13 protein-coding genes, 1 pseudogene and 1 riboswitch are annotated in these 13,880 nt (G+C 39.3%); of the genes and pseudogenes, 6 read left to right on the top strand and 8 right to left on the bottom strand.

What is annotated here, in order from left to right; genetic code table 11:
• Positions 1-67: 67 nt before the first annotated feature.
• The 3 genes and pseudogenes from AEX56_RS00785 to AEX56_RS08715 all read right to left on the bottom strand — a co-directional run bounded on the left by AEX56_RS00785 (position 68) and on the right by AEX56_RS08715 (position 2,197).
• Positions 68-1,242: pseudogene (locus tag AEX56_RS00785) on the bottom strand (FtsW/RodA/SpoVE family cell cycle protein).
• Positions 1,243-1,351: 109 nt separating this feature from the next.
• Positions 1,352-1,717: a DUF4430 domain-containing protein gene (locus AEX56_RS00780; RefSeq protein ID WP_049617535.1), complete on the bottom strand. Its 366-nt coding sequence runs from the start codon at positions 1,715-1,717 to the stop codon at positions 1,352-1,354.
• Positions 1,718-1,900: 183 nt separating this feature from the next.
• Positions 1,901-2,197, bottom strand: coding sequence for a hypothetical protein (locus tag AEX56_RS08715; protein ID WP_236682931.1), 297 nt, complete (start codon positions 2,195-2,197; stop codon positions 1,901-1,903).
• A gap of 89 nt (positions 2,198-2,286) precedes the next feature.
• Here AEX56_RS08715 and AEX56_RS00770 point away from each other — a divergent pair, with 89 nt between their 5' ends.
• The 5 genes from AEX56_RS00770 (at position 2,287) to lysS (ending at position 6,837) form a co-directional block, all read left to right on the top strand.
• Entirely contained in the window at positions 2,287-3,153 is an 867-nt protein-coding gene (locus AEX56_RS00770; protein WP_049617534.1) for a glycoside hydrolase family 25 protein, read from the top strand.
• A gap of 22 nt (positions 3,154-3,175) precedes the next feature.
• Positions 3,176-3,271, top strand: a riboswitch (TPP riboswitch).
• A gap of 40 nt (positions 3,272-3,311) precedes the next feature.
• Positions 3,312-3,860, top strand: a complete 549-nt coding sequence (gene thiT / locus AEX56_RS00765) for an energy-coupled thiamine transporter ThiT (RefSeq protein WP_049617533.1) — start codon at positions 3,312-3,314, stop codon at positions 3,858-3,860.
• 53 nt (positions 3,861-3,913) lie between these two features.
• Complete coding sequence (locus AEX56_RS00760; RefSeq protein WP_049617532.1) at positions 3,914-4,759, top strand: DUF368 domain-containing protein; 846 nt, start codon at positions 3,914-3,916, stop codon at positions 4,757-4,759.
• Positions 4,756-5,229 (top strand): aminoacyl-tRNA deacylase, encoded by a 474-nt coding sequence (locus AEX56_RS00755; protein ID WP_049617531.1) that lies wholly within the window; start codon positions 4,756-4,758, stop codon positions 5,227-5,229. The genes AEX56_RS00760 and AEX56_RS00755 overlap by 4 nt, the downstream gene beginning before the upstream one ends.
• Positions 5,230-5,346: 117 nt before the next feature.
• Positions 5,347-6,837 (top strand): lysine--tRNA ligase, encoded by a 1,491-nt coding sequence (lysS, locus tag AEX56_RS00750; RefSeq protein ID WP_049617530.1) that lies wholly within the window; start codon positions 5,347-5,349, stop codon positions 6,835-6,837.
• Positions 6,838-7,489: 652 nt separating this feature from the next.
• Here lysS and AEX56_RS00745 read toward each other — a convergent pair.
• From AEX56_RS00745 to AEX56_RS00730, 4 genes are all read right to left on the bottom strand, one after another.
• A complete protein-coding gene (locus AEX56_RS00745) occupies positions 7,490-8,386 on the bottom strand; it encodes a transglutaminase domain-containing protein (protein ID WP_049617529.1) in 897 nt (298 codons plus the stop codon).
• 122 nt (positions 8,387-8,508) lie between these two features.
• Positions 8,509-8,946 (bottom strand): hypothetical protein, encoded by a 438-nt coding sequence (locus AEX56_RS00740; RefSeq protein ID WP_049617528.1) that lies wholly within the window; start codon positions 8,944-8,946, stop codon positions 8,509-8,511.
• Positions 8,947-8,997: 51 nt separating this feature from the next.
• Positions 8,998-9,321, bottom strand: a complete 324-nt coding sequence (locus AEX56_RS00735) for a YSIRK-type signal peptide-containing protein (RefSeq protein ID WP_049617527.1) — start codon at positions 9,319-9,321, stop codon at positions 8,998-9,000.
• Positions 9,322-9,850: 529 nt separating this feature from the next.
• On the bottom strand, positions 9,851-10,786 hold the full coding sequence (locus AEX56_RS00730) for a manganese-dependent inorganic pyrophosphatase (protein ID WP_049617526.1): 936 nt from the start codon (positions 10,784-10,786) through the stop codon (positions 9,851-9,853).
• 172 nt (positions 10,787-10,958) lie between these two features.
• Between AEX56_RS00730 and AEX56_RS00725 the strand changes: the two genes are divergently transcribed.
• Entirely contained in the window at positions 10,959-12,656 is a 1,698-nt protein-coding gene (locus AEX56_RS00725) for a M3 family oligoendopeptidase (protein WP_049617525.1), read from the top strand.
• An 89-nt stretch (positions 12,657-12,745) separates the two neighbouring features.
• Here the strand turns inward: AEX56_RS00725 and AEX56_RS00720 are convergent, their stop codons facing one another.
• On the bottom strand, positions 12,746-13,870 hold the full coding sequence (locus AEX56_RS00720; RefSeq protein WP_049617524.1) for a hypothetical protein: 1,125 nt from the start codon (positions 13,868-13,870) through the stop codon (positions 12,746-12,748).
• Positions 13,871-13,880 lie beyond the last annotated feature (10 nt).

The raw sequence follows: 13,880 nt of genomic DNA, 5'->3' as shown, positions 1-13,880 counted from the left end.
TCATGAATCGTTTCTTTATTGTTATGGCTTTCCAATTTTTGTATCGACATCATTTATCTCCTAGTAACTACTCTTTTTCAGCATCAAAAGCGGTGCGTTCAATTTCCTCGCGGAGAATTTCACGTTTTTCATTGGCATCAATATTAAGGACAAAGGCAATCCCAATCGAGATAATCAAAAGGCTTGATCCCCCTTGTGATAGGAAAGGGAAGGTTACTCCAGTTGCTGGGATAAGACCAGAAATTCCTCCGACATTGACGAAGGTCTGGATGAGAAGCATGCCTGCAATTCCAAGTGCCATCATGGAATTAAACGTATTCCTTGCTCGAATTCCCACCACGATAATACGCAGAATAAGGAAAAATAAGATCGCCAGAATCAAGCTAGCACCAATCAAACCTAATTCCTCAATCACAATTGAAAAAGCAAAATCTGTATGGGCTTCTGGCAAGTAACCATTCTTTTCTATCGAATTTCCTAGTCCCAAACCAAGCCAGCCCCCATTACTCATAGCATAGTATGAATTTGCCAACTGGTGACCTGCATTGGTTACATCCTCAAATGGATTGAAAAAGGCTGAAAAACGTTTGGCGACATAACCAATCCCAGGAATATTGGATACAACATCCACTCCAAAAATAGCAATCGTTCCAAGCAGAGCACCTGCCCCCGCTACAAGGCCCGTCAAAGCGACTGAAAACCAGCGAAAACCAATACCACTAACGGTAATCATGATGATAATTTCTAAGCCAATAATGGTCGCATTCCCCAAATCAGGCAAACTCGCAACTAAGCCAAGCAAAAGGACGCTGACAACACGCCAATCATTAAAATGATGGGGCAAGAAATGCCCTTTTGTTAAAGCTTGATAATCATAAGTCCGAATATCGCCCTGTATTCTGGCAAATTTATGAGCTAAGAACCATATGATGACCAACTTTAAATATTCACGGTAGGGAAAAAACGTGAAGCAATCAAGAGGATAATTTCTACCCAAATGGCCCCCATGACAACCTGACTGCTTCGCAAAAAACTCAGCCGCATCCGATAGATAATAAAAATAGCCGCTAAGCTCACAATCCAAAAGGCAGATTGGCTAATCACCGGACGAAAAGGATTAGCTCCTCTTTGAATCTGATTGGCACTGGTCGTTGAATAAACAATGATTAAGCCCACGACAGATAAGATTAAATAGGGAATCAAGATTGAATAATTTAATAAATGACGCTTGTCGATTTTCATGCATACACCTTCGTTCTCGTGGATAATCTACATTTTTTCATATTGTTTCATTATACCATATTTCTTCTTAGAATAGCAGAGCAAAAAAGGGCTAGCGCCCTTTATTCCTTTATTTAAACGCTTCAAGCCGGAAAGCAATCTTGTCCCCTTCTTTAAGGACAGCTTCTTCTGCACCAACTTCCGCCATTTTTCCATTAATATCATAGAGCCAATAAAGATTTTTTGAAGCATCTTCACTCACGCCATCAATAGCTGTAATAAAGCCACCATCTTCTTCAATGTCATAATTGTCTTCCATGACGTCCATGACTGAATCTCCTTCTTCTACTTGAAACTCTTGGGTACGTGATTTCCCATTTCCCTCGATAGTGACTGCAACTGGAATCATTTTTTCGCCATCAGACGACTGGTTGTGACATGCTCCTAAAAATAGCAGAGTGACAAGTGAACAAAGGATCAGACTAATTTTTTTCATGATAAAATCTCCTAAAAATAGAATAAATAAATGGGTAGAAGAAAAAAGTAGATAGAGCATGCATGACATCAAAGCTCAGCCCATTGAGCCAATAGGGCAAAAAATCAGCTCCAAACTGCATAGAAGTTGGAATACTAATCAAAAATCCATATAGAAATGCTGCTAGACCGGCACAGAAAGGACCTAGCCAAACAGGGAGTTTTCGCCTTTTTTCAAGAGGACAAATGGTACTAGACCAGCATAATGAGTAGATATGCCAACACCTGCCAGACAATCGCGGGGCTCATCCCAAACAAAAAAACCACTCCCCACCATAGTCAGAGCCATGATAAGTAGGCTATCTACCAACGGAAGATAACATAAGCTAATCAAGAAAACAGCCGTCAATGGCTTGATATTTGGAAAAGCACCGAATGCGACGCGCAGCACGATAGATAGCGCACTTAGCATCACAATATAGCTCAATTTCTGTACCTTCATCTCACTCCTTCTTCTAATAATTACTAAATATAGTTGGTTTTAGCTTATATTTTTTGATTTTTTATTTCGATTAATGTAGAATATACCCGATGAGAAAGAAAATTAAACCTATCTTTGTGATTGCCTTTTTCCTCTTTTTCACTGGACTCATACTTGTGACTAGAGGATATGCTCAAAGCACTTCACAAGACCTGACACAACCATCTACAACCACGGGAGTTCTATCCACCTCCTCTGAAGTCTCTTCTTCCACGGCGGCCTACAGTGCTAGCCCTGTTTACATTGAAGATCCTCTGGAGATGAAACCCATTATTGATGTATCTGGCTGGCAACTTCCAGCCGATATGGACTATGATGTTTTAGCAGCCAACATTTCAGGTGTCATTGTGCGCGTCCAATCTGGTTCACACACAAAAAAAGATAATAACGCTTCTGACAAAAATGGTTTGGATAAATCGTTTAAAACTCATATCAAAGAATTCCAAGCACGTGGCATTCCAGTAGCAGTATATGCCTACGTAACAGGAAACAGTGAGAAAAAGATGAAAGCCGAAGCTAAAACCTTCTATGAAGCAGCTTCTCCTTACCACCCAACTTTTTACTGGCTTGATGTAGAAGAGAAAACCATGGACGATATGAATGCGGGTGTAGAAGCTTTCCGCCAAGAATTAGTGGACTTGGGAGCTAAAAACATCGGTATTTACATAGGAACTTACTTCATGGAAGAGCACAGTATTTCAACAGAGAAGTTTGATTCCGTTTGGATTCCAACATACGGTAACGACTCGGGCTACTATGATGCCGCGCCAAATACCAATTTGGACTATGATTTGCATCAATACACTTCTCGTGGCTATGTCAATGGTTTTAGACACCATTTAGATTTGAATTTGATTACTCCCCTCAAGGAACCAAATGCAGTTTATCAAAAGCTCTTTACAGTTCCTGAAAAATAGGCTATACTATTTCTACAATTATATATTCACAAAGGAGCGCCTTGGCTGAGATCGCGTAAGCGAAATCCTCAAACCTGATCTAGTTAGGACTAGCGTAGGGATTGTGTTGATAACTTGCTAAAAAGCAGAGCTCCTTTGTATTTAGAAGGAGTTTTTTTATGTTCCAGTCTCGACTACGTATCCTTGCAGAAATCGCTATTTTTGCCGCCATTGCTCTCATCCTAGATCGTCTTCCCCTTTATACTTTGCCTCAAGGTGGCTCTATCTCCTTGGTTATGCTACCAATCTTGCTCTTGGCGCTTCGCCATGGATTTGCTACAGGATTGGTAACAGGTGCTATCGTGGGCTCCATTCAGCTCTTTTATGGTGGCTACTTTCTCAATATTTTCCAGATCTTCCTTGATTATGCTGTAGCCTATGCTGGAGTTGGTTTTGCCGGACTCTTCGCCACATCTCTCAAACAGGAAAATACTGGTTCTAAAGCTGTCCTCATCATGACATTGGCAAGTCTGGTCGGTGGACTCTTCCGCTTTTTAGGGAATTTCCTCTCAGGAGTCATCTTCTACGGTGATTATGCTCCTAAAGGTATTCCAGTTTGGCTCTATTCTCTTCAGTACAATATGAGTTATATCCTACCTTCAACTATTATCTGTTTGATTTTACTGGTTATCCTGTTTAAAGCACGTCCTAGCTTTTTTAAAGTATAGACCCCTTTCAAAAATGTGGTACAATAAAGTATCACATTTTTTTGGAGGAAATTATGGCTTCTTGGATTTCAAGAATCATCAAAGGCATGATTATTGCTCTGGGCTTTATTTTACCAGGCGTTTCTGGTGGCGTACTCGCTGCTATTTTAGGTATTTATGAACGATTAATTGGTTTTTTAGCCCATATCCGTGAAAACTTTGTAGAAAACGTTCTTTTCTTTATTCCTGTGGGAATAGGAGGAATCCTTGGAATAGCTTTGTTTTCATTTCCAGTCGATTTCTTATTGACTCATTATCAAGTTCCAGTTCTCTGGGGATTTGCGGGTGCCATTGTTGGGACATTGCCAAGTCTCTGGAAAGAATCTAGCAAGCGCTCTTCAAGAGACACGGCAGATTGGTTATGGTTAATTGGAACATTTATCATTTCAGGGTTCTTCTTGTATTCCTTGAATGATTTGGTAGGAACCTTACCGGCTAATTTTGCATCCTTTATCTTAGCTGGAGCCTTGATTGCACTTGGTGTGTTGGTCCCTGGCCTCAGCCCTTCTAATTTACTGCTTATCTTAGGGCTCTACGCACCTATGCTTACAGGCTTTAAAAAATTAGATTTAGCGGGTACTTTTTTACCCATTGCTATTGGTGGTATCCTTGCCATTCTCCTCTTTTCCAAAGCCATGGATTATGCCCTAAAGAACTTCCATTCACGTGTCTATCACTTCATCATTGGAATTGTCCTTTCCAGTACCCTTCTCATTCTCATTCCAAACCCAAGTAGCAAAGAATCTATTATTTCTTATCTTGGAGCCGGTTTTGGTACGTGGGCAATGGCTGCGCTTCTCTTTGTACTCGGTATTTGGTTGGGACTTTGGATGAGCAAACTTGAGGAAAAATACAAATGAGTAAGAAGACAAAAGTCAAGAAGACCCTAGTGGATCAAATTCTAGACAAGGCAAAGATTCCACACGATAGCTTAGTTTTAAATGCTTTTGAAGGAGTTTTACCAGAGGGTATAAAAGAATCAGATATCTACAAAACCCTTGCCCTAACTGGGGATAAGACTGGTCCGATTATTGGAATTTTACCCATCACAGAGCATTTGTCTGAGAAAAAATTAGCCAAAATTTCTGGCAATAAAAAAGCCAGCATAATTCCCCAAAAGGATCTTGAAAAGACAACAGGCTATATCCACGGCGCTAATAATCCCGTCGGTATTCGTCAAAAACACGCTTTTCCCATTTATATTGACCAATCAGCGGCTGACAAAGGAACACTGATCGTCTCAGCAGGAGAAATAGGTCGCTCTATTCGCATCGACAGTCAGCTACTAGCAGATTTTGTGGGTGCCAGCTTTGCAGATTTAGCCCAATAAACCAAAACATGGATCATCTGGTCCATGTTTTTTCCTGTCTGGCTCAACTTTTCCTGCTTTTTTGTCTAATCTATGATAAAATAAAAAGAACAGACTTTTTTATAGGAGAAATCGAGAATGTCTAACGAACACATCGAAGAATTAAATGACCAACAGATTGTCCGTCGTGAAAAAATGACGGCTCTTGCTGAACAAGGAATCGATCCTTTCGGAAAACGATTTGAGCGCACTGCCAACTCAGCAGAATTAAAAAAAAAATACGCAGATAAGACCAAAGAAGAATTGCATGACATGGACGAAACAGCTATTATCGCTGGTCGTCTGATGACCAAACGCGGCAAAGGGAAAGCTGGTTTTGCTCACGTTCAAGATCGTGAAGGCCAAATTCAAATCTACGTCCGCAAAGATATGGTTGGCGAAGAAAATTATGAACTCTTCAAGAAAGCTGACTTAGGTGACTTTGTCGGTGTTGAAGGGCAAGTGATGCGCACAGATATGGGTGAGTTGTCTATCAAGGCTACTAAATTGACTCACCTGTCTAAAGCACTTCGTCCACTTCCAGAAAAATTCCATGGATTGACAGACGTCGAAACCATTTATCGTAAACGCCATTTGGATTTGATTTCCAACCGTGAAAGCTTCGATCGCTTTGTAACATGTTCAAAAATCATTTCAGAAATCCGTCGTTACCTTGACGGACTTGGCTTCCTCGAAGTGGAAACACCTGTTCTTCACAATGAAGCCGGTGGTGCTGCTGCTCGTCCATTTATGACTCACCACAACGCACAAGATATGGATATGGTTCTTCGCATCGCCTTGGAATTGCATCTCAAACGCTTGATTGTTGGTGGTATGGAACGCGTTTATGAAATCGGTCGTATCTTCCGTAACGAAGGAATGGACGCTACTCATAATCCAGAATTTACTATGATTGAAGTCTATCAAGCCTATACAGACTACCTTGGTATCATGGATTTGACAGAAGGTATTATTCAGCATGCAGCACGTGCTGTCAAAGGTGACGAACCTGTTATCTATCAAGGAACAGAAATCAAAATTAATGAACCATTCAAGCGCGTGCATATGGTAGATGCTATCAAAGAAGTAACAGGCGTTGACTTCTGGAAAGAGATGACTCTCGAAGAAGCAATCACTCTTGCAAAAGAAAAAAATGTTCCACTTGAAAAACATTTCAATACCGTTGGTCACATCATCAATGTCTTCTTTGAAGAATTTGTTGAAGAAACCTTGATTCAGCCTACATTTGTCTACGGTCATCCAGTGGAAATTTCTCCACTTGCTAAGAAAAATGAAGAGGACCCACGCTTCACAGATCGCTTTGAGCTCTTCATCATGACCAAAGAGTACGGAAATGCCTTCACTGAACTCAATGACCCAATCGACCAATTATCTCGTTTTGAGGCACAAGCTGCTGCTAAAGAACTCGGTGATGACGAAGCCACTGGTATCGACTACGATTATGTAGAAGCCCTTGAATACGGTATGCCACCAACCGGTGGTCTCGGTATCGGTATCGACCGCCTCTGCATGCTCTTGACAGATACGACAACCATTCGTGATGTGCTCTTGTTCCCAACGATGAAGTAAACAAATTTCTAATCCTAAACTACACCTCAATGCTAGATGGAAAAGGACTCTTATCAACATAATGGGTAATGAGCGATTAAGTAGAAGAGAGAATCAGATTGATTCTCTCTTTTCTTCTATTCAAAATCAGGAGAATAATAATCATCTAGCAATTTAAATAATTTTTTGCTCATTCTCTTGAAAACAAAGATACACTAGTTGATAGAAATGGTAATCATAAAAGATTACTTTAAAGAACTCTCTGAGAAAAACATTTTCCTAAGTTCACGAGTTTCCCTAAAAATTCAAGACCATAAGGGATTGTCCGAGAGTCATGAGTTATCTATGTCGAAAGTTTCCCAATACTGTTTCATGATGTGATAGAGAATGACAGCTTCTCAACAGACATCATGATGACAGCCACACTTCATCTTTCTTGTCTTCAAAAAACATTAAAAAGTGATTTTCAAAATGAAAATCACTTTTTTTATATGCTGCCTTGACGTAAATTGATATATAATGATCAAATTTGATTTGGCATTTTACATCACACGAATATTTTTTAACATAAGTCTTATGCTTATTATTTTACAATGTCTTGTTCAGCTAAATTTGGCATCTTGCTAAAATCTGCGTCATAAGACTCATTTGCTTTTTCGAGAGTTCTATTGTTTCAGGCTTTTAAGATGTAATAATTTCTGTTAGGTTTTAAGGCTATTTTATTTTCTTCAAAAACGGAATCAGATTTCAAGAAATACATATAAGGATTTTCTTGTTGCCAGTTTTTTAGCATATTATCAGTATGATAAGTATTGACATGATACCACTTATCTTCAATTTTCACAAGATTCCAAGCATGATTTAAATTAGCCTCACTATAAGTACTCGTATCAATATTTTTAAATTTCTGCTTAGCTAAATCTATTGATGTTGCTTTAGCTGAGGAAGTCATAGCTGAATACCCATGAACCACTCGCACATCTATTCCAAATCTCTCAGCCATACGCGCAAAAGCAGTTGTATAGGTCAAACAAACTCCCTCCCCATCAATAAAAATTGAAGCCGGAGAATGTATTCTTACATGTTTATTTGTATTATAGACCCATGGATAATGTTCTTCAGTAGGTGCTACATTTCTTGCGCTAGCATTCAATAATAACCAATCATGAATCAGTTTTTCTCGCTCAAGATCAGTTTTTGCGATGTCTTTGTATTTTTCGTAAAATTCAGTAACTTTCTTTTCTCCTTGCCGGATGTAATCCAGCTCTTCTCTATACCCAAATTTGATTTCTAATTGATACTTACCATTTTCAAGATAAACGGGTGGTTGCACTTTGATTTCAGCGTGTCTGAAATAAGCTCCTTGGAATGAGCCATTGATCATATGCTGGTATACTAAATCCGCTTGATCTTTCGTTCCATAAAAGACACCTGTAGTTTCTGCCCCCTCATAGACTTTCTTCACAACGAGATCTTCTAGATCATCTTGTCTGCCAGTGAAATCTACATTTTTGTACTTCACTGGATGTTTAAAATCTACTTCTCGTGATAGGAATTCTTTTAGGGACATTTTTTCTCTTGAAGGACCCACCTTGAAGAGAACTTCATTTGCTTCATTTTCTTTTAGGGTAATCGTTTTAGATTCGTCATCTAAATTTTCATAGTTTTCATCAAGGTTTTCAGGTTTGACAACTACTTCCTCTCCAATAAAGCCGTCTTTGACAATTGGTGTCTGCTGGATAGTTTCCCCAGATGGACCAACGTATCGAATCGTGTAAGTTGTAGGAACCTTATTGCTATTTTTTCAGCATTTTCCAGCTCTTCTTTAACTACTCGAAGCATATCTTTATACAAGTGCAAATGATTTCCGTATTGGTTATTGTCTAAATTGTTTTTAAGCCAACCTTGAGTTTCTGGAGAAACACTTGGATTATTAAGATATGCATGCAATTGTTCTTTCATTGCTTCAAGTTCTTGGTCTAATGCAATAGCTTTTTCATTTGACGAGATTGTTGCTTCTGAGAAGATCTTTTGAACTTCTTCCTCGCTAGCTTCTTCTTTCATTTTATTGACAAAATCAACTTTTTCGCCAAATGTTAATCCATCTAATTCCCAAATCTTATCTTCCAAAGATTTCTTCAATTCTGCAACTTTAAAAGTATTCTTTTCAAAATACTCGACTTAAGATCTAAACCCAGCAATATGAGTTTCATTTAAATCGCTTAATCTAGACAGTCTTTGATACTCATTGACTAATTCGATGACTTCTTCTCCGACAAATTTATCTTCAATAGCATCAAAGTCGTCATTTAACTGATTGATGCGTTCAGCTTCTCTATCCAAAATGCTTTTATACGGTGATTCGACCTGATCAGTGGGAATACTTAACGTTTCTGCACTAGCTACTACTGGCACAATCCCTTCGAAGATAGCAGTAGCAACAATAACAGAAGCAACTCCATTTTTAAATTTTCTAAGCGAGAAACGATTTATATTCTTTTTCATTTTTTCACTTTTTTCCTTTCTTTAATCCATTTATTCTTTTGTGAAATTTTCTCAACTTGAACATTTTATCTTTTTGTACATATGTGTAAATAGTGTTTATGCTTTTTTGGATTTTTTGTATCACTCTTGTTGAGATAAGAATAAATAGTCTACCTCTTGGCGCCGAAAAAGTGAAACTTATAAGGTTATTCAGATAGATAAATCGACGAATAGACTGAACTACTCGGAAAAAGCATTATCCATTCCGTGTCCCAAAAAGGAACATTCGCAGATAATGCCTATAGTGACTAATTTCATTTTACCCAGAAGTCTAAAAGAATCCACTTCCGTTCATAAATGAAGGTCCCTGAAGAAATGAGGGGATAAGTGCTATTGATAAACATCCTATCTGGTTTTCAATGAAATGAGAATTCATTAAAAACGAAAGGACCAGCCTTCTGGTATGTACAGAAAACTGGTCGCATAAGTATATTTTTCTTTTATTTCATTTATATGCGAACGACTGCCATCGGAGCCATCTTCCATTTCACTAAGCATTGAAGCTGTCTGTCAATTGTGGCACAACTTGTTTTTTACGTGAAACGGCACCTGCAAGAAAGGCATGGTTATTTTCAAGGGTGAAATTGAAAGCTGCCTCTACCTTATCCATGTTGGTTCCGAGTGCCAAAATTTCAGAGTTTGAATTCACAATATCCGTAATCATGAGGACAAAGTCCGAATAACCTTCTGATGCGATAGCTTCTAAGATGGCTGCTTCGATTTCTTCTTGACGTTCTAAAACTTCAGCGATATCCACTGTATTGACTTGAGCAACACGAACTGGATTGCCATTTAATTCAAAGGTTTTCGCATCGATATCAATTAATTCTTCTGCAGATTTGCTTGCCAAGTCTGTACCAGCTTTTAAGAGTGCCAAGCCATATTCTTCCAAATTTACTCCAGCAATTTCAGCCAATTCTGCTGCTACTTGTGGATCAGAAGCGTGAGTAGTTGGAGATTTCAAAAGAAGAGTATCTGAAATGAGACCTGACAAAAGAAGACCTGCAACTTCGCGAGGTAATTCCACACCAGCTTCTTTAGCAGCACGGTAGACGATTGAGGATGCTGAACCAACTGGCTCTAAGCGCATGAAGAGAGGATTTGCTGTTTCAAAGTTTGCCACACGGTGATGGTCAATAACAGCTGCTACTTCCACTTCACAGATATCAGCGATAGACTGTTGGAACTCGTTGTGGTCTGTCAAGATGACTTGGCTCACGCCTTCGGCCACTGCTGAATCCACCACGCGCGGTGCCGTCACACCAAAGTACTCAAGAGCAAAAGCTGTTTCTTCGTTTGGTGTGCCAAGTGCTACCGCTTCGGCATCACGTCCCCAAGCTGTGCGCTCCAAGTAAGCCCAACCGTAAGATGATGCAATCGCATCCGTATCTGGATTTTGATGACCAAAGACTAAAAATTTAGACATGTTTCAAACCTCTTTTTTCTATTATTCATCCTATTTTACCACATTTCTGCTTTCTTGTGAATGGAGCATGTCTCCATTTGCAATCCGCTTTCAAAAAGGGTAGAATAGCCTTATATGTGGTTTTTAAGCGCCTGACGCCAAAGACCGATTTTACTACTAGAAAGAGAAATTCATGAAATTCTCAGAATACAAGTATACACGTCCTGATTATGAAGCTATCAAAGCTACATTAACCGATTTGACCAATCAATTAGCTGCTGCCGAAAATGCTGATACAGCGCTTGAAATCGTCAAAAAAATTACCGCTATCAACCTCAACATTGATACGCAAGCCAACTTGTGGAGTATCCGTCACTCTATTGATATGAATGATGAATTCTACAATGAAGAAACCAAGTTTTGGAACGAGTACTCACCACTCTTTGATGAGCTCATGACCGACTACTACCGCGTCGTGGTAGCTAGCCCATATCGTGCTGGTTTGTCTGATTTCTTGCCAAAAACATTCTTCCTCTTGGCGGAAAATAAACTCCAAACTTTTTCATCAGAGATTATTCCTCTTCTTCAAAAGGAAAACCAATTGGTAGATCGCTATAATAATCTCATGGCGACCGCCAAATTGGACTTCCGTGGCACCACCTACAACCTGTCTCAAATGGGACCATTCGCCCAATCAACAGACCGCGCTACGCGCAAGGAAGCTTCGGCTACCATAACAGGCTACTTTGAAAAACACGAAGCAGACTTTGATGACGTTTATGACCAGTTGGTACAGGTCCGCAATGAAATCGCAACAAGACTTGGTTTTAAAGACTATGTAGAATATGGCTACAAGATGATGAATCGCTTTGACTACAATCGTGAAATGGTCAAAACCTACCGCGAAGAAATTCAAAAATTGGTCGTTCCTGTAGTTAATCAACTGCGTGAGCGCCAAGCGGAACGTATTCAAGTAACAAGTCTCAAACATTATGATTTGACTTTGGAATACTTGGATGGAAACGCAACGCCAAAAGGGACCCCAGAAGAATTGGTTGCCCAAGCACAAAAAATGTATCGTGAATTATCTCCTGAAACAGGTGAATTCTTCGACTTCATGGTAGAGAAAGAATTGCTGGATTTGGTGGCAAAAGAAGGTAAGGACACTGGTGGATATTGTACTTATATCGCTGATTCCAAGAGTCCATTCATCTTCTCCAACTTCAATGGAACTAGTGGGGATATTGATGTTTTGACCCACGAAGCTGGACACGCCTTTCAAGTATACAACTCACGCTGGATTCAAACACCAGAAAGTATCTGGCCAACCTACGAATCCTGTGAAATCCACTCTATGTCTATGGAATTTATGATCTGGCCTTGGATGGAACTTTTCTTCAAGGAACAAGTTGACAAATATAAATTCAGCCATTTATCAAGCACGCTCTTCTTCTTGCCTTATGGTGTCTTAGTGGATCACTTCCAGCACGAAGTCTATGAAAATCCAAACATGACGCCAGCAGAACGCAAGGCAACATGGCGCAAATTAGAAAAAATGTACCTGCCATCAAAAGATTACTCAGAATCTGAAGCACTAGAACGCGGTATTTTCTGGTATCGCCAAGGACATATCTTTGCAAGTCCATTCTACTATATTGACTACACCCTTGCTCAAGTCTGTGCTCTCCAATTCTGGAAACGTACACAAGTGGATCATGATGAAACAGCTTGGGAAGATTACCTACGTATCTGTAAAATGGGCGGAACAGCTACCTTCCTTCAAATCGTGGACGCAGCAGGTCTCCAATCCCCATTCCAAGAAGGTGCCCTCGAAGCAACTATCAAAGCTGCTAACGATTGGTTAGATGCCATTGATGACAAAGCACTATAAAGAAATGTGCTAGCTGATTGCAGCATGTCATCAAAAAAATAAGCTTGCCTTCCTAATTAAATTGTTTGCGAACACCTTGTCTAACAGTGTTATTGTTCACGGTAGTAAATTTTGAATACATCTTTATTTTCACGTACAATCTTACCTGTAAATTCATATGTATTTCCATTTTTTCCACCTACGATTGTTTTATCTCCCTCATTTAATGAAGATTTCAATCCCTCAATGGTTACCTGTGAAAAGATTTCGTGTTCTTTCTCAACCAATGTCACATCGGTTGCTTCATCAACATATTGCAACGTGATGATTTGTTTTTCATCCGTTTCGTCTTCCTTAGCAATATAGTAAATTTCTATGATAGCATCTGTATGGCTATCAGAAGGCTGGCGGTTACCTTGTACAATATATTTAAATTCGTTATCCTCGTAACTGTCGTATACAAATCTTCTCGCGCCAGAATCTACCATGACTTCAGTGCTGAGTCGTTTAACAAGTTTATAGCCTTCTTTAGCTTCTTTAGTTGTCTCAAATAATTTTTGTGCATTGTTCCAGAGCAACTCTGAACTGATTTCATCACCAATTTTTGCGTATCCTGTTCCAGCTTCAGCCATAACTCCTGTTGAAATAAGACTCGTGCCATCTTTTTTCTTAAAGGTAACTTCTTGTTGCCACTCTACATCATCTGTGTCCACAACATGCTTGCCACCAATCGGCTTTTCAGCTACGACTCGATGATCCTCTTCGGTAGCTTTTAGAGTTTCTCTCAAAGTTACTGTTCCACTCAAATTGAAAACTGGTGTTTTTCCGTAATATGTAAGGCCAGGAACGGCAAAACCAACTTCAGGGATTGGCAAGTTTGTCTTACGGTAACGCTCATTGTTAACTTCAAGTTGCACATTGGCATATTCAGTTAATTCATAAGTGTTTGGCAATGTAGCATTGATTGTAGCAAGAACCATTTCTTGAATAGTCGCTAAATCTAATTGACTTCCGATGGTTAAAGGAAACTCCACTACGCGTGGACGAAGAATGACATTTCGGTCCATATCGACACCAGTAATGTTGACTTTTAGATGTGTTCCTTCTAATTCGTTAAATTTTTTAACGTGTGTTGAAACAACATCTGTTTCTTCAGTATTTGCAGAAACTTCTGTAGCATTTGCTAAAATAGCTGTGCTAAGAGCAAGTGAGGTTAATAAAACGATTCTTTTCATATAAAGATTC

Origin of the sequence: Streptococcus sp. X13SY08, assembly GCF_001182825.2 — a bacterium.
Lineage (GTDB): Bacteria > Bacillota > Bacilli > Lactobacillales > Streptococcaceae > Streptococcus.
Note: the sequence above shows the minus strand (reverse complement) of the source record. Positions and strands in the feature narration are given on the sequence as shown.